The 17,171-nt window shown below is 30.5% G+C and carries 14 protein-coding genes; 7 read left to right on the top strand and 7 right to left on the bottom strand.

The features are described from left to right. Positions 1 to 93: 93 nt before the first annotated feature. The 5 genes from WG945_RS13695 to WG945_RS13715 all read right to left on the bottom strand — a co-directional run bounded on the left by WG945_RS13695 (position 94) and on the right by WG945_RS13715 (position 4,859). A complete protein-coding gene (locus WG945_RS13695; RefSeq protein WP_068451162.1) occupies positions 94 to 1,539 on the bottom strand; it encodes an FAD-dependent oxidoreductase in 1,446 nt (481 codons plus the stop codon). A gap of 241 nt (positions 1,540 to 1,780) precedes the next feature. After that, positions 1,781 to 2,602 carry a class I SAM-dependent methyltransferase gene (locus WG945_RS13700; RefSeq protein ID WP_068451159.1) on the bottom strand — a complete coding sequence of 274 codons (822 nt, stop codon included), beginning with the start codon at positions 2,600 to 2,602 and terminating at the stop codon, positions 1,781 to 1,783. Positions 2,603 to 2,773: 171 nt separating this feature from the next. After that, entirely contained in the window at positions 2,774 to 3,664 is an 891-nt protein-coding gene (locus WG945_RS13705) for a dienelactone hydrolase family protein (protein ID WP_068451146.1), read from the bottom strand. Positions 3,665 to 3,734: 70 nt separating this feature from the next. Next, on the bottom strand, positions 3,735 to 4,274 hold the full coding sequence (locus WG945_RS13710) for a sigma-70 family RNA polymerase sigma factor (RefSeq protein WP_068451144.1): 540 nt from the start codon (positions 4,272 to 4,274) through the stop codon (positions 3,735 to 3,737). 243 nt (positions 4,275 to 4,517) lie between these two features. After that, positions 4,518 to 4,859 carry a DUF3703 domain-containing protein gene (locus tag WG945_RS13715; RefSeq protein WP_068451142.1) on the bottom strand — a complete coding sequence of 114 codons (342 nt, stop codon included), beginning with the start codon at positions 4,857 to 4,859 and terminating at the stop codon, positions 4,518 to 4,520. A 374-nt stretch (positions 4,860 to 5,233) separates the two neighbouring features. On the opposite strand from WG945_RS13715, the gene WG945_RS13720 reads away from it, so the two are divergent. From WG945_RS13720 to WG945_RS13750, 7 genes are all read left to right on the top strand, one after another. Next, positions 5,234 to 7,042 (top strand): tetratricopeptide repeat-containing sensor histidine kinase, encoded by a 1,809-nt coding sequence (locus tag WG945_RS13720; protein ID WP_231874682.1) that lies wholly within the window; start codon positions 5,234 to 5,236, stop codon positions 7,040 to 7,042. Then, positions 7,042 to 7,779, top strand: a complete 738-nt coding sequence (locus WG945_RS13725) for a LytR/AlgR family response regulator transcription factor (RefSeq protein WP_068451136.1) — start codon at positions 7,042 to 7,044, stop codon at positions 7,777 to 7,779. Before WG945_RS13720 ends, WG945_RS13725 begins: the two co-directional genes overlap by 1 nt. Before the next feature lie 107 nt (positions 7,780 to 7,886). Next, positions 7,887 to 8,297 (top strand): hypothetical protein, encoded by a 411-nt coding sequence (locus WG945_RS13730; RefSeq protein WP_068451133.1) that lies wholly within the window; start codon positions 7,887 to 7,889, stop codon positions 8,295 to 8,297. Between the two features lie 114 nt (positions 8,298 to 8,411). After that, positions 8,412 to 9,311 carry a hypothetical protein gene (locus WG945_RS13735; RefSeq protein ID WP_068451130.1) on the top strand — a complete coding sequence of 300 codons (900 nt, stop codon included), beginning with the start codon at positions 8,412 to 8,414 and terminating at the stop codon, positions 9,309 to 9,311. Between the two features lie 14 nt (positions 9,312 to 9,325). Next, entirely contained in the window at positions 9,326 to 9,982 is a 657-nt protein-coding gene (locus WG945_RS13740) for a hypothetical protein (protein WP_068451128.1), read from the top strand. Between the two features lie 45 nt (positions 9,983 to 10,027). Beyond that, the gene (locus tag WG945_RS13745) at positions 10,028 to 11,185 is read left to right on the top strand and encodes a DUF6882 domain-containing protein (RefSeq protein ID WP_068451125.1); all 1,158 of its coding nucleotides are present in this window, start codon (positions 10,028 to 10,030) and stop codon (positions 11,183 to 11,185) included. 6 nt (positions 11,186 to 11,191) lie between these two features. Further along, positions 11,192 to 12,682 carry a M48 family metallopeptidase gene (locus WG945_RS13750; protein WP_068451122.1) on the top strand — a complete coding sequence of 497 codons (1,491 nt, stop codon included), beginning with the start codon at positions 11,192 to 11,194 and terminating at the stop codon, positions 12,680 to 12,682. 313 nt (positions 12,683 to 12,995) lie between these two features. Here WG945_RS13750 and WG945_RS13755 read toward each other — a convergent pair whose 3' ends face one another. Together WG945_RS13755 and WG945_RS13760 are read right to left on the bottom strand one after the other, a co-directional pair. Beyond that, positions 12,996 to 13,610: a TonB-dependent receptor plug domain-containing protein gene (locus WG945_RS13755; protein WP_082864274.1), complete on the bottom strand. Its 615-nt coding sequence runs from the start codon at positions 13,608 to 13,610 to the stop codon at positions 12,996 to 12,998. Between the two features lie 35 nt (positions 13,611 to 13,645). Further along, a complete protein-coding gene (locus WG945_RS13760) occupies positions 13,646 to 17,167 on the bottom strand; it encodes a methylmalonyl-CoA mutase family protein (protein ID WP_068451117.1) in 3,522 nt (1,173 codons plus the stop codon). Positions 17,168 to 17,171 lie beyond the last annotated feature (4 nt).

The following is a 17,171-nucleotide window of genomic DNA, read 5'->3' on the forward strand; positions in this document are numbered from 1 at the left end:
CAGCTTTTAATCTATGCAATTATACTTTTAGTTTTATTAGATGCTAATTGGAATAGTAGTTTGTAAGGTTTTGATATTTAGAATTATAGGTTTTTAAACTCTATGCTTTCCTCTTGGGCCATCTCCTTTATATAATACAATTTCTGAATGTAATAGTTGTGCAGCATCTGCAGAACTTTTTACTTTAGAAGTACTACGTGCTAACATTTCCGATTCAAATTTTACTAACACACTTTTTCGGATTCCAATTTCTTTCCATTTAGATAATGGTTTACAACCTTTTGTAATGCCACGAGCAAGCGCTAAAGCATCTAACAAAGCTTGGTTTGCTCCTTGTCCTTTAAACGGACTCATTGGGTGTGCTGCGTCTCCTATTAAAGTCACTTTGGTTCCTTTTTCTAATAATTTAGGATTTAATAGTTCTCTGTCGTATACAGGGTAACCTGATATCTGCTCTTCATTGGTTGCCGATACTATTTGAGGAATAGGGCTGTGCCATTGAGTTCTTCGAGATGCTTCTTTTTTCAAAGATTTTGCTCCTTTAGTATTTAGATCTTTTGCCTCTTTTTCAGATATAGGAAAGCTAAGTTGCCACATTATGGAATCTGAATCATAAGGCATCATGTAAATTCTTTCATTGCCGTTTGCGGTTTGAAATACGGTGGCAGAATCTAGTAAAGAACTTTCTATATCTTTTAAGTTGTTTAGAGGACAAATACCTAATACAACCATACAGTTTAAGTAGCGTAGGGGAGAAGCGTCATCACCTATTAATCGTTTTCTTACGGTACTTCTAATCCCGTCTGCTCCAACAATTAGGTCTGCCTTTTCTTCTATAATATTATTGTCTACTTTAAAATTTAGATGAATATCTCCGTCCTCTGATTCTTTGTAATTCAAAAGTTGATGTCCCCATTTTACAATATTATTGTTACCGAGTTGTTCTAATAAAGCTAAACGTAAAGACTGTCTTGCAATGTGAATATTTGTTCGCTTGGGTGATGATTTTGTTTCTGACCGTCCCCATTTTCTAATTCCCCATTCTCCAATTATTTCTCCTTCAGTAGTATGCACCACGTGTCTGGTAGAAGTGATTCCTTCTTTTAGATTTAGAATACCCAAACTTGCCATTGCTTTGCTTGCTTGTTGTAAAGTAAGTCCGTACCCCTGAGATCTAGTGTTAAAACTAATGTCTCGTTCATAGAGGGTAAAAGGGATGCCACGATGTAAACAGGCTATCGCTAATGCAACTCCTCCAATTCCGCCACCAATAATGGCTACATCTGGGTAGTTCTCTTTGTTTACACTCGGAAAGTTATTAGCTTCAATAAGTCCTGTTCCTTTGCATTTAACACAGATGTGTAATGGTCCTTTAGGTAAAACAGGAGCAGTTGTTTCTCTATTAGATTTTTCAAATTGTTCTAATGATTTTTTATAATGAAGTCTTACTTTTTTAGGAAGACTTTTCCTTTTTTTACCTGTGCCTTTACAGTTTTTACAAACTCCCCAATAAACCTTTTTATCTTTCACTTCAGTTATTTTAATCAGTTTTTGGTTTTTAACAAATTGGAATTAGTTAACTGATTTTTGCTTTTTTAAAGGAAATCATTTTAATATTAACATTAAACCTATGGCTGATAAAACTCCTGATATTGTACTAATAATGTTGCTTTCTTCAAAAAAAATAACCTGTAACAATCCCAATGATTATAATTATGATTCCAATTATTTGTAATTTATTTACTTTCATAATGATAACAATAATAATAATAATAATAAATTATTTTTTTACCGCAATCATCATGTGTGGACTAAAAGGTAATAAGTACTCATCATTTTGTGTGAGGTTTTGCAAAGCCTTTAATGTTTTAGATTTTTTCTTATCCAGCATATTTGCAAAATATTCATTGTCTAACCAAATCATTCCTTCAACAGCAAAAAGATTTATAAAGTTGAGGTTTTGTTCTAAAAACTCTGCTTTTAATCCTTCTGGTTTGTGGTAAAAAGCATCTGCTAATAAAAAAGGAAAATCTTTTGGAGCATCATGAACACCTGTTGTTAATTCTTCTTTACACATATTAAAAAAAGAGTTGGCATGGATCATTCCATTCATTAGCCCCACAACTGTAGATGCTGTTGCGTTAATTGCAAACCCTAAAATAATTCCACCTTTTTTAACCACTCTTTTTGCTTCAAGAATGGCTGCAATTCTATCTTCTCTTTTTTGCAAATGATACAATGGACCGTGTAAAATTACCAAATCTGCAACATTGTCTTCAAAAGGTAATTTTTTAGCTTCACCAATAGCAACAGAAAAAGGGTTTTTTAATTTTTTGGCTCTGTTTTCTGCCAGTTTTATGTGTTTTAAAACAGGTTCTATTAAGTGAACGGTATGGTTGTTCTTAGCCAACCATTCAGAATATTTACCTGTACCACCACCAACATCAATAATTCTAGATTTTGGGTTAGAAATATGTAATTGTATGAGCTCTTTTATACGTTCAAATTCAAAAATTCCCATTCCTTTTTCTAGTCTGGTTTCTTCTGATGCTTTGTTGTAAAAATTGTCTAATTTTTTACTGATAAGAGTTTTATTTTTCACCTTGGATGTTTAAAAGATAAAAGTAAATAATTATAAACATTAAACTGCCATTCCGAAGACATAATGAGTAAGAATGTATCTAAAAGATAGGATTCTCAATCGTTTTTCATTCCGAAATGACAAAAAAACATAAAAAACGGATTGCTCCGTTGTTTTTTAGAAATAGCTGAATTAGCTTTTTAAGTGCTTGTTAAAAAAAGCAATGGTTCTTTCCCAAGATAAATCAGCAGCAGCTTCATCATATCTAGGTGTTGTATTGTTGTGAAACCCATGATTTACGTCTGGATAAAAATGAGCTTCGTGTTCAATATTATGCTCTTTTAAAATTGTTTCAAAAGCAGGCCAACCCTCATTTACTCTTTTATCTAAACCAGCATATTGTAATAACAAAGGAGCTTTAATTTTTACAGCATCTTCTTTTTGGGGTTGTCTTCCGTAATATGGAACGGCTGCAGCTAAATCAGGTAATCTTACTGCCATCATGTTAGAAATCCAACCTCCAAAGCAAAAACCAACAACTGCTACTTTTCCGTTACAATCTTTGTGAGATTTAAGGTAGTTGTAGCCAGCAATAAAATCTTCTAACATTTCACCTTGGTCCCTCTTTTTTTGCATATCTCTACCGTCATCATCATTACCAGGATATCCTCCCATTGGAGAAAGTGCATCTGGCGCTAAAGTTATAAAGCCTTCTAAGGCTGCTCTTCTGCCAACATCTTTAATATATGGGTTTAATCCACGGTTTTCGTGCACAACTATAATTCCGGGTAATTTACTTTCTCCTTCTTTAGGAATAGAAAGTAAACCTGTCATTTTTTTTCCTCCTTTAGGAGAGGCGTAATTTATCGTTTCAGATTTCAATCGAGGATCATTAGGTTCTACCAATATAGAATCTACATAATTAGGAGAAATAAAGCTTAATAAAGCTGGCAATGTAATTGCACCAACAGCATATAATGATAGTTTTTTTAGAAATTGCTTTCTGTCTATTTTATTATGCGCATAGTCGTCATATAAGTCAAATACTTCTTGACTAATGTCTTCTTTTTTAAGTGCTGCCATAGTTGTGTGTGTGTTAATTTTTGTTATAATTTCAACTAAGATAAATAATAAGGTGATGATTATTGTTAATTTATTTACAAACTTTGCAATCTTCCTTCTCCTTAATTTCTCCAACCAAGTTACCATCATCATTTAAAACAAAACCGCAGCAATCCATAAAGCCTTGTGCTATTAATTTTCTTGCACGCTGAATTTGAGATTTTGTAGTAGGTAACGATTGTTTTAATTGATCTGCAACTTCTTGTTGTTTCATTCCTTTTATATCCGAAAGAAATAAAGGGTCTCTGTATTTTTTTGGTAAGTGCTTTAATATTCCTATTAAACAATCTTTTTCTGTATGTTCATCTTTTAAGATACTCGTTTCTGCTTCAAAATTTGCAATTTCAAAAGTTTTATCGTTTACTCTCCAATAATCTAGAATAGAGTTTCTTGCTACTGTAAAACACCAAGGTTTTAACTTTGTAATATCTTTTAGAGTATGTAGTTTTGTATGAATTTTAATAAAGGAGTCCTGCAAAATATCATCTGCAATAATTGTGTCTTTTACTTTGCTGATAATAAATCGTTTTAAATCTTCAGAATATAAAGTCCAAACTTGTTTTGTAGTCATACTTTATTTTTAAAATGTCATTCCGAATAACAATAGAAGAATCCTGTGATGTGGTTCTCTTAATTCTTTATTCGGAATGATAGTTATTTAACAGTTACAATTGCTACAAGTACAGTTAGTGCAAGTACAATTTTTACAATCTCCGGTTTTACAACCTTCACAATTACAGTTACAATTTGTATTTTTCATGATATTCTATTTTAATGTTCATTTAATAGACGACGTATTATTTAAAAAGATGCATTAATTTAAGAAATATTTTTTTAATTCTTTTCTAATAGGAATTATTTTAACTGGAGAAATGTTGGTACCGCCAGTATTACCTCTTGGAACCCAAATTAATGTAAATAGTATAGCAGCTAATATTCTTAAGGCTTGCCCAATAATTTCTTCACTATTTTTTGTTTTAAAACCAAATATAAGCATGTAATAATGGCTTAAAGTATGTCTGTACAAATTATTTTGACCTAAAATATGTGCATTCTCTAAATGATAAAATGCTGTTTTATATTGTTTTTTATTAGTTGCAGCTTTTGCGATGTTTAATTGTTTATAGAATTCTGATTTAAATTTTTGATTCCGCATGTTTTTTATAATAGACAGAACCTTGTCAATAAAGATGCAGAAAAGTTAAAAAAAAAGAAATTGGATGACTTCATTTAAGTTTACGCCAATAAATTGGTCGAATTTTATTTTAAACTTCTATAGATTTTTGTAAACCCATTTTATTTTGATTCTCTAAAGTTTTGTTGATGTTCTTTTTATTTCATCATTCTAATCCTGATTATTACTATTTTATGGAAAAACGAATCTATTTGTGTTTTTCTTGATTTTAACAAAAATAAAAGGGATTTTTTTAATAGAATATTGATGATTGCTTATTTTAGCTTATTCAAACATTTTCTAGTTTCGCTTTTATGATTTTAAAAAACAAAAGAATATGGCAATTAAGTTTTGCGATGTCTTTATTACTATTGTTTTTAGCTTGTTCTAAACAAGATATTATTCGCCCGAATATAAAAAACAAATTTGCTAGGTTAGATAGTATTGCGCAAACACAACCACAAGAATTTTTTTTAGAATTAGATAGTTTAGTTCAAAATAATAAAGATTTAACAACCTTAGAACATGCCATGTTGCTGTTTAAAAAAGGAGAAATTTTATACCTGAATTTTAAATATCAAGAAGCAATTAATACACATTTAAAGTCCTATAAACTCTTTGTAGAATTAAAAGATAAGTACAACGAAGGACGATGTTTAATTACATTAAGCGGAGCTTATCTAAACGTGGGAGATATAGAAACATCGCAAATTTATGCGCTTAAAGCATTGCATTTAGCACAATTAATAGGTGATAAACGTATAGAAGGGAAAGCTTATAATCAACTATTTAATCTTCATTTTAAGTTAAAAGATTACAATAAAGCGTTGTTTTATATAACAGCAACCGATAGTTTGTTTTCTAAAAGTGTAGATACAGCTTCTATCATTTCATTAAAAAATAACAAAGCGAGTGTTTATTTGCAGTTAAAAGAATATAACAAAGCTTTAAACAGTTATTCTGAAGCAATGCATTTAAGTCAATCTAAAAGAGAACCTAAAATTTTAGCAAGTATTTTAAATAATATTGGATACACTTATATCGATGCAGGAAAATACGAAAATGCAGAAAAATTTCTAAGAGGTGCTGCAACTTTAAATAAGAATATAAAAGCAATTAATGCTGCGCCTTATAAAGGTTTGGGTAATTTATTTTTATTGAAATCTAAAAATGACTCGGCAGAAGTAAATTATAAAAAAGCATTAAGTATTTATGTTGCTAATAAAAATGTAAAAGATGAAATAGAAATTAGAGATAAGTTAATAGCTATTGCTATTATGTCTGGAGATTACGTAAAAGCCTTAGATAATCAAATAGTAAGAGATAGTTTGCAATTAAACGTGAATCGATTAGAACAAAATAGGCTTTTAAATTTTGCAAACGTTAATTATGAAGTTAAACAAAAGGAAACAGAAATTAATCATCAAAAAGAAATTAATAGTAGAAACCAATGGCTTTTAATTAGTACTATGTTATTATTTGTTTTGTTAGCTATAGCCACTGTTTTTTATGTGTATAATACAAAATTACTCGCAGCAAATAAAGCATCAAAGTTAGAGCAAAGTTTATTGCGCGTGCAGATGAATCCTCATTTTATATTCAATACATTGGCTGCAATTCAGAATATTACTTTAGAAGGAAACCCTATAAAATCATCTAATTATATTGCTAAGTTTTCTAAATTAATTAGACAAAATTTTGATTATGTTAGAAAAGAATCTATTTCGCTAGACAAAGAAATTAGTATGATTTCTAACTATATAGAAACCCAACAATTACGCTTTAATAATGTTTTTACGTATACTATTGAGGTAGACGATGCTATTGATGTTACTAAAATACAGGTGCCACCAATGTTATTGCAACCTTTTTTAGAGAATGCAATAGAATATGGTTTAAAAGAGAAACCAGAAGGAGGAAAGCTTCTGTTGACAATAGAAAAAGAAGCGCAAGAATTGTTGTTTGTTATTTTAGATAATGGAGTAGGAAGATCTGCAAAAGCCAAGCAAGAAGAATTAACAGAAGATTTACATGCAACATCTATTTTTAAAGAGCGTTTAAAAATGAGAAAAAAGGGAGAAGAAAAATCATTTATTCTTCAAGATTTATTTGATGAAAACAACAAACCATCAGGAACAAAAGTGTTTTTTAAATTGAAACTTTAATGATAAAAGCAGTTATAATAGAAGACGAATTTAATGCGTTAAATACATTAGATAAACTGATTAAATATACTCAAAAAGATATTGAAGTTGTCGCTAAAATAGATAATGTTACAGATGCTATTTCGTTTTTAAAAGAGGAAACTCCAGATTTAGTTTTTTTAGATATAGAGTTGATTGGCGGTAATGCATTTCAGATTTTAGAAGCTTTAGAGAGTATTTCTTTTAAGATAATTTTTACAACCGCTTATGATGAGTTTGCTATAAAGGCAATAAAGTTTGATACCATAGATTATTTATTAAAACCGATAGATTCAGTAGAGTTATCAGAATGTATAGATAGATTTAGAGTAGGCTATAAAAAAGAACAAGTTTATAAGAATGCTTTAGACAAGGTTTCTGAACTTAATAAAAAGGAGATTCAGAAAACCTTATTAATTAAAACGGCGGATGCTCAATATTTTTTGCAAACAAAAGACATTGTGCGTTGCCAGTCAGACGGAGCTTATACTATTTTTCATACAGTTGATAAAAAAATAATGAGTGCTCGTAATTTAAAATACTACGAGAATATTTTAAGTGAACACACTTTTGTACGCGTGCATCAATCTCATTTAATAAATATAAAATACATAAAAAAGATGAACTCAAACAATACGGTTCACTTAACAAACAATGAAGTTATACCAGTTGCTACACGTAAAAAATCGTACTTAAAACAGGTGTTAGATAACTTATAAATGCGAATATAAAACGAAAAAGAGCACATGTAAAACGGTTTTAAAATTATCCTAATCAAGTCTTAGTTTTGAGGTATACAAAGAAATAACCTTTAAATTAAAATATCATGGGATTAAAAGAAAACAGATTTACAAAAACATTTCAAGAAGAACAATTTCCAGAATTAAAAGCACAAATAAATGAAGCTGCCGGTTTTGATGTTACTTTAAACATTGAATGGAGTACTTTATTTGAAGATCGTTTTTTACACCTTTACAACGATTCTTACCCAAAAATATATTTCTTACCAATTATAGAAGCTTTTAAATCTATTGCTAGTGACGATATGGGGAAAGAAGCATTAGCAGAAAGCTTAAAAGAAATACACATATTAAATACCAAAGATCATCACAATCCAGCTAATGGATTCACATTTTCAGATGGAGTTTTAACAATAGACCATAGTCCTATATTAAATGCACCAGACGTTAATAGTAGAATTAAAGTGCTTATTGATTTATTAGAAAATAATTTATAAGCAAGCATTTAAGATTTAGTGTCATTGATAAAAGTTGTTAATATGTATAGATTCTTTTTTTATAGTATTTTAAGTATAGTTCTTCTACTGTTTGTTGGCTGTGGGGTGTCTAATATGAAAGCAAAAGAAGGGTTTGTAACATTTTTAAAAGAACATCATTATAATAAATATGAAATTATAACTTTTAAAAGAAACTTTAATACTGCAAATATGAACCCTAATTTATATTGGGTAGAATTAGCGCTTAAAGAGAATTCTAATATTATTATAAACTTTGAATGGAATGCAAAAGACAAAGCACTTTATGTTCCTTTTCATGACACTAAAGATAGAAGTATTGAAACATTAACAAATTATCAGAAACAAGAAATTCTACTTAGAGAAGAACTGTATGAAGTGTTAGATAATGATGTTTTAAGTATGGATGTAAATGTGTTTAATCATGCAATTAGCATTAGTTTAGATTCTGAGCCTACATTTAAGAAGTTTCAATATTTTTCAGATAAGATTTGTAGCGTTTTAGATAAATATCCAGATACCTGGACAAGGGAAGCACATGTAGATTTTAAAGTTAAAAGAGAAAGAAAAGGTTTTTACGAATTGATTGTAAAACCCAGTACGTTTAATGATAGCAACGGATCTTACAGATATAAACAACATGCTATAGTTGCAAATAACTATGGATCTGTAAAGGCAGAAAACATAGGTCATTTTATTAGTAAAGAATTTACGAAACCAAATTCTCCTGTGTACCTAAAGAATATTTGGGTCAATCAAAAAGATTTAAATTCATTTTATATCGCTTTTGAAAAACATGAACCACAAGAAAAAATCGAAGGAGATCGATATTTAACAAAAGGGGTAGGTATGTATTTGGTTAAAATGAATTACCCAAATCTAGAAAGGAAAACCTTAACCTATTACGATTACAAAACAATATCTAGAGACGGTATTTTTCTTTATTTAATAGATCAATTACCAAAAGACTATCAATATCTCTTAGAAGATTCATAACACAATTTTTTATCATGAAAAACACACATTATTATAAAGCGTTTGTAGCCCAAACGCCAGAGGAAATCTTACGTTCTGTTTTTAAAAAGGAAGAAGCTGTTTTAATCGCTATTTCATTAAATAATGGAAGTTATATAGAAGGAATAATTTTAGATCTAACGGAAGATAGTAGCCACAATAAATCGGTTTGTATGCTTTCTCAGAATGAAGATGTACTCTTTTTTAATACGCACAATATTGTGCTTATTACGGTTAAACAACCAAAAAAAATGGTTGTAGAATTGTCTAAAGGGGCAATTAGCAGGCCATTATCATCAGAAAATGAAAACTTAACGGTCTTGCAATTGAAACGCTGGTTAAATAATGAAAAAAGCTTGTTAGGAAGTGAAATAAAAGAATTTAATATAGACGATGTTTCGCTAGGAGAATTAAATAATCGATTAAACATTCAAGATGTTTTTACAGCATTAAAAAGTGTAGTTGATGAAATTACAAAAGATGCCTTAGGCAAAGAGGCTTGGCAAGGTATAGATACTATTGTTTTACAACAAGAAGACAAATTACAGCTTAATTGCCAAGTAAAAACACTAACAATAGCAATACCTATTGATAAAGCGTTACCAGAAAACTTATCTAATATTTTAGAAGAAAAATTACTTCAAATATTATAAAAATAAATAAAAAATCATTTTAATGAATTTAATAAAATAAAAATTATGGGACTTAAAGAAAAAAGAATTATCCAAGCATTTCAAAAAGAATTATTTCCAGCATTAGAAACAGAAATTAATAAAGCAGCAGGTTTTGCAGTTCCTTTAGAGATTTCTTGGAATACTTTAATGGAAGATCGTTTTTCTCATTTATATAATGATACGTTTCCTAAAATATATTTTTTACCATTAATAGAAGCTTTTAAAGCTATTTGTGTAGATGATATGGGCGTAGAGCTTTTACAAGCAGGTTTAAAAAACGTGGTGATTATTAATGAAAACGAAGAACATAATTTAGATCGTGCAATTACTTTTGAAGAAGGTGTTCTAAAAATTAATCACAGTCCTGTTGTAAATGCCGATGCTGTAGATCGTAAAACAGCTCGCATCATTTCTTTATTAGAAGAAAAATTAGAAGAGTTTGCAGAAGGAACTCCGGAAGCAGCAACTACGCAAACAGAAAGCACACAAGAAAAATCAGAAGAAACGAATAAAGTAACTATTCAAGAATTATATAATCAATCTGTTGTACTTTCTTTAGAAAAACAAGAGATTTTTGGTGAAATGGTAGAAGGCTTAGGCTGGAGCTGTGATATGTTAGAAGGAAAATTGACCTACGGAGACGATAAGGTTTTTGATATTCAGGTTTTAGGAACTTATTCAGAAAATGAAAAAAGTTGGTTATGGTCTTGGGCGAATACACAAAGTGGCATTCCAGAAAAGTTTTTACAAACAGCTTTAACAATAAAAGCAATAGGAGAAGCGTATCAAATTGAAGATATCATAACACCTAAAAAAGAATTCAGTTCAGACCCGGGAGCTTATTTTGCAACATTTGCATCTGTATTGGCAGAAGACAGTTGTTTTGTTCCTTTAGTTTTTAAAGGCTTAACGGTTTATGTTACGGTATCATCTACAGAAGCAGATAGTAAAGCAAGAACAGTACCTGCATTAATTTGTTCTCACTTTACAAATGCTGCAGCAAACTATCAATTTCCTCATAAATACAGTTTGTATTTTTATTTAAAAGGAAAAGGATATGAAGTAGAATTACCAGGAAACAACATTGTTGCTAAAAAAGGAGATGATCAAATTTTAGGAATTTTCGACTTAAAAGGTCGATTAATGAAAATTTCTAATTCAAAATTAACAGTTCAAGCCTAAAATAGAATGTCATATATATCAGAAACACTTTCAGAATTAGAAAAAGAACATCAAGCAGCTTTAAATACAGCGCAAGAAAAGATGTTAACCGATTTAAATGATGCGCAAGCATCAGGTAATTTCGATAAAATACAAGAAGCTAGTATTGTTTTTCAAAACATTACAACAGAATTAGCAGAAGAATACACCAAACGTATCGAAGAAATAAATGCTTTAAATCATAAAGAAATATTAGAAACAGTACCCGGAATTTATACGAATAATAGAGCCGACATCGATTTAAATTTATTGGTTTATGATGGTGATAGAGATTATGTGATCGCTTTTCAGAAAGACGAACTGATACAAAAGACATTAGAAAAGGTAAATAAAAATAGTGGTAAATTTAAATCTAGAAAACATTTATTAAAATCTAGTTTAAGGCTTACAAAAACCTTAGCTCCTATGCTTCATGAAATAGGAGAGCATTGTAAAAACACTTTAAAGCTAAAAGCTGATATTGAATTTTTTGTATACCAAGGAGATACTTTTAATGCTTCTTGTTATCCGCCAGATGAAAATAAGTTATACATTATTTTATCATCAGGAATCTTAGAGCGTTTTTCTAAAGAAGAGTTAACTTTTGTTGTTGGTCATGAAATAGGACATGTACTTTTTGAGCATTTTGATTATCCGGTAAGACAAATATTAGATACAGGAGAAAATGATTTAGCTCCAATTCATGCTATGAAATTATATGCTTGGAATAGAAATGCAGAAATTAGTGCAGATAGAGCAGGTTTATTATGTTGTCAAGACTTTGAAGCCGTTGGGCGCACTTTCTTTAAATTATCATCTGGTGTAACAACAGATTCTTTAGACTTTCAATTAAATGCTTATATAGAACAATTTGTAGATTTAGAAGAGGTTTTAAATGATTCTAATTTAGATCCTTCAGATTGGTATAGTAGCCATCCTTTTAGTCCTTTAAGAATTAAAGCTTTAGAGCTTTTTAATAAAAGTGAAACGTATGCAGCCTTTAACACGTCTATTTCTGGAGAAATTACAGAAGAAGCTATGGAGGTTGAAATTAAGCGCATTATGTCTCTAATGGAACCTGAAAATTTAGAGGAAGAAGGAGAACATTCCGAGAAAATACAACGTTTAATGTTTTTAGGAGGATATTTAATATCTAATGCCGATGGTGTTGTAGATGATTCAGAAATACAAGCATTAAGTAGTATTGTGGCTCCTAAAATTTTTGCCAATTGTATGATGACCATTAAAGGTCTTACAGAAGATGAAATGATTAGCGAAGTACAACAATTGACCAAAGATTTAGATGTTGTGCTGTCTGTGATGCAAAAGCTAAATATATTAAGAGATTTATCTATTATATCTTATGCTGATGGAGAAATAGATGATAGCGAAGTAAATGTTTTGTACAATCTAGCAAGGCTTTTGTATATCAATACAGATTTTATAGATCGTGTTATTGGTGATGCACAAGGAGTCTAATAAAAAGTTTATTAGTACTGTTTAAGAGTTGGGGGACTCTTTATGCAGTTAATTAGAAGGGTAGCAATTTTATATTGCTACCTTTTTTTAATATCCTAAGGTTTATAGTTTTGGTAATTCTTTTAATTAATCAGGTTTTATTGATGTTTTTAGTTTGTTTTATAAAAGTTGTGTATTCTGTTTTAGAACAGAATACTGAAAGCAGTAAAAAGAAACAATGGCGAAGTTTAAGAAGTTTATAAAAGTTAAAATCCGCTCATTATGAACGGATTTTGTAACTATTTTAAGTATAAAATATTTCTAGTAAACCTTTTTATTTAGTTGTAACAATTATAACACCGTTAGCACCTCTTACACCATATCTAGTTGTTTCTGGTCCTTTTAAAACCGTTACAGATTTAATATCTAAAGGCCTAATATTACCAAAAATTTCTTTTGATACAGTTGTTTCATTTAATATAAATAAAGGAGTCATATCTCCATTTATAGAATTGTATCCTCTAATTGTTATATCCTCGTCAGATACATGAACTCCAGCTATTTGTCCTCTTAAATAATCATAAATAGAATTAAATTGACCTGAGTCTGATTTTTTTTGTGTCTTAGTATTTTGAGATACGTGTAGGTCATTTCCTTTTTCAATTTTTATAATGATGTTTTCTTTTCCGTTGTATGCTATTTTTTTAATACCAATTTTTGGATGAAAAGCACTAATTTCTTTTGGTGCAGATTTTAGTTTTGTCTTAAAAACCCCACTAGAGTTTGTCCATACATTTTGTTTTACATCATCTAAAAGGATAATAGCCCCAGAAACAGGTTTGTTATTAACATCTTTAACTCTAATTGTAATGTTTTTGTTCTGAGAATTCATCCCAAGGCTAAAGAATAAGGAAGTTAATAGAATAATAAAATGTCTTTTTGTTACCATAATTTTTTATATTTAATGCTAAATATAACTTTTTATTACATATTTCTACGATATTGTCCACCAACTTTGAATAATGCTTCAGTAATTTGTCCTAGAGAACACACCTTAGTGGCTTCCATTAATTTATCAAATAGGTTCTCATTTTTAATTGCCGCTTCCTGTAAAATTGCAATTTGTTCTTTTACTTTCTTCGGATTCGCTTTGTTTAGCAATTCTTTTGTCTGAATTTGATATTGTTTTTCTTCTTCCGTTGCACGGATAATTTCTGCAGGTTGTACAGTTGGTGAACCTTTAGAACTTAAAAAAGTATTTACCCCAATAATTGGGAATTCTCCATTGTGTTTTAACGTTTCATAATACAAACTTTCTTCTTGTATTTTAGAACGTTGATACATGGTTTCCATGGCTCCTAAAACGCCTCCACGTTCTGTAATTCTATCAAATTCTTCTAAAACGGCAGCTTCCACCAAATCGGTTAATTCTTCAATAATAAAGGCACCTTGAATTGGGTTTTCATTCTTAGTTAAACCTAATTCTTTATTGATGATTAACTGTATTGCCATCGCTCTTCTTACAGATTCTTCCGTTGGCGTTGTAATGGCCTCGTCATAGGCATTGGTGTGTAAAGAATTACAGTTATCGTTAATTGCGTACAAAGCTTGCAGTGTAGTTCTTATATCATTAAAATCGATTTCTTGTGCGTGTAAAGAGCGTCCAGAAGTCTGAATATGATATTTTAACATTTGTGCTCTTGGGTTTGCACCGTATTTATTTTTCATGGCTTTTGCCCAAATTTTACGAGCAACTCTACCAATTACAGAATATTCTGGATCAATTCCGTTAGAGAAAAAGAAAGATAAGTTTGGTCCGAATTTATTAATATCCATTCCACGACTTAAATAATATTCTACATAGGTAAATCCGTTAGACAACGTTAACGCCAATTGTGTTATTGGGTTTGCGCCTGCTTCTGCAATATGATAGCCAGAAATAGAAACAGAATAAAAGTTTCTAACTTGTTTTTCGATAAAATACTCTTGTACATCACCCATTAAACGCAGCGCAAATTCCGTAGAAAAGATACAGGTATTTTGTGCCTGATCTTCTTTTAAAATATCTGCTTGTACGGTTCCTCTAACTTGCGCTAAAGTGTCTTTTTTTATTTGTTGATAAACATCCGAAGGTAAAATTAAATCTCCCGTTAATCCCAATAATAGTAGTCCTAAACCATTATTTCCTTCGGGTAAATCTCCTTGATAAACAGGTCTTTCTAACCCTTTGTTGTCATAGATTTCTTTAAACTTTGCTTCAACTTGTTTTTCTAATTTGTTTTGGATGATATATTTCTCACAATTCTGATCAATAGCTGCATTCATAAAAAAGCCTAACAACATAGGTGCTGGTCCATTTATGGTCATAGAAACAGAGGTCATTGCGTGACTTAAATCGAAACCTGAATATAATTTCTTGGCATCATCTAAACAACAAATTGAAACTCCTGCGTTTCCTATTTTTCCGTAAATATCAGGTCTTCTTCCAGGGTCATTTCCATATAAAGTAACAGAATCAAACGCTGTAGAAAGACGTTTTGCGTCCATTCCTAAACTCACATAATGAAACCTTCTATTGGTTCTTTCTGGTCCTCCTTCACCAGCAAACATTCTTGTTGGGTCTTCTCCGGTTCTTTTAAAAGGATACAATCCTGCTGTATAAGGAAATTCTCCCGGAACATTTTCTTGTAAATTCCAACGTAATAAATCTCCCCAAGCTTTATATTTTGGTAAAGCAACTTTAGGAATCTGTGAATGAGATAACGATTCACTGTGTGTTGCTATCTTTATTTCTTTATCACGCACTTTAAACGTGTAGATTGGGTCTTTATATTTCTGAACCTTTTCTTGCCAATTTAAAATCACTTCCCAGTTATAAGGGTTTAGATTTAATTTTACTTTGTCAAATTGAGCCAATAATAATTTTAAAAACTCTTTGTCATCTCGAGCGCAGTCGAGAGACAGAATTTCATCAGAATTTAATCCAGATTTAATAATTAGAGACTGCTTCGTACCTCGCAATGACGTGTCGTTTTCTATAATAGAAAGAATCGTTTGATAAATTCCATATAATTTTTGAGCAACCACAACTTGGTCATCTACTTTTTTATCATACGCTCTATTGCTTTCTGCAATTTCAGATAAATAACGAACTCTTGCAGGCGGAATTACAAAGATTTTTTCAGACATTTCTTTGGTGATTTCCATTTTAGATTTTAAATCTACTCCGGTTTTCTCTACCAACTTGTCCATAATACTTTTGTACAAAGTATTCATTCCTGGATCGTTAAATTGAGAAGCAATCGTACCATAAACAGGTAAATCATCTTGATGAATATGCCACAAATTATTGTTGCGCATGTATTGTTTTTTTACATCTCTAACAGCATCTAAAGCACCACGTTTATCAAACTTATTAATGGCAACCAAATCTGCATAATCTAGCATATCAATCTTTTCCAACTGTGTTGCAGCACCAAATTCTGGTGTCATCACGTATAAAGAAGTATCAGAATGTTCTATAATTTCGGTGTCTGATTGTCCGATTCCAGAAGTTTCTAAAATGATTAAATCAAACTCAGCTGCTTTTAAAACATCAATAGCTTCGTTTACATTTTTAGACAAAGCCAAATTAGATTGCCTTGTAGCTAATGATCGCATATATACACGAGAATTATTTATAGCATTCATTCTAATCCTGTCTCCTAAAAGTGCACCACCTGTTTTTCTTTTTGATGGGTCTACGGAAATTAATCCGATTTTTTTTTCGGGGAAATCAATTAAAAAACGACGTACCAATTCATCTACTAAAGAAGATTTTCCTGCACCACCAGTTCCTGTAATTCCTAAAACAGGAGCGGTTCCTTTTAATTTATCTAAAGGAGAAAAAATCTTTGTAAAATCTGTATGATTATTTTCTGCTAACGAAATTAACCTAGCAATTGTATTAACATCTTTATTCTTTAAATTTTCTAAAACTTTTTCATGTTCTAATTCCAATAACCAAGAACCATCTTCATTGCAAACTTTAAGAGTATGGGGTTCCTTTTCTTTAGTATCTGTTAAGGATGGATTTTCTGCTTTTTGAACTAAATCATTTATCATTCCTTGTAAACCAAGTTCCCTACCATCATCTGGAGAATAAATTTTTGTAATTCCATAATCCATTAATTCCTTTATCTCTTTAGGAAGGATTACACCGCCACCACCACCAAAAATTTTGATATGTCCAGCTCCTTTTTCTTTCAATAAATCTAACATGAATTTAAAATACTCATTATGTCCTCCTTGATAAGAAGTTATTGCAATGGCATTTACATCTTCTTGTATGGCACAATTTACTACCTCTTCCACAGATCTATCATGACCTAAATGAATAACTTCAACGCCTGTAGATTGAATAATTCTACGCATTATATTTATAGAAGCATCATGCCCATCAAAAAGTGCAGCAGCTGTAACAATACGTACTTTGTGTTTTGGTTTATAAGGTGTAGTTTGTTTCATTCGT

Origin of the sequence: Polaribacter atrinae, from assembly GCF_038023995.1 — a bacterium.
Lineage (GTDB): Bacteria > Bacteroidota > Bacteroidia > Flavobacteriales > Flavobacteriaceae > Polaribacter > Polaribacter atrinae.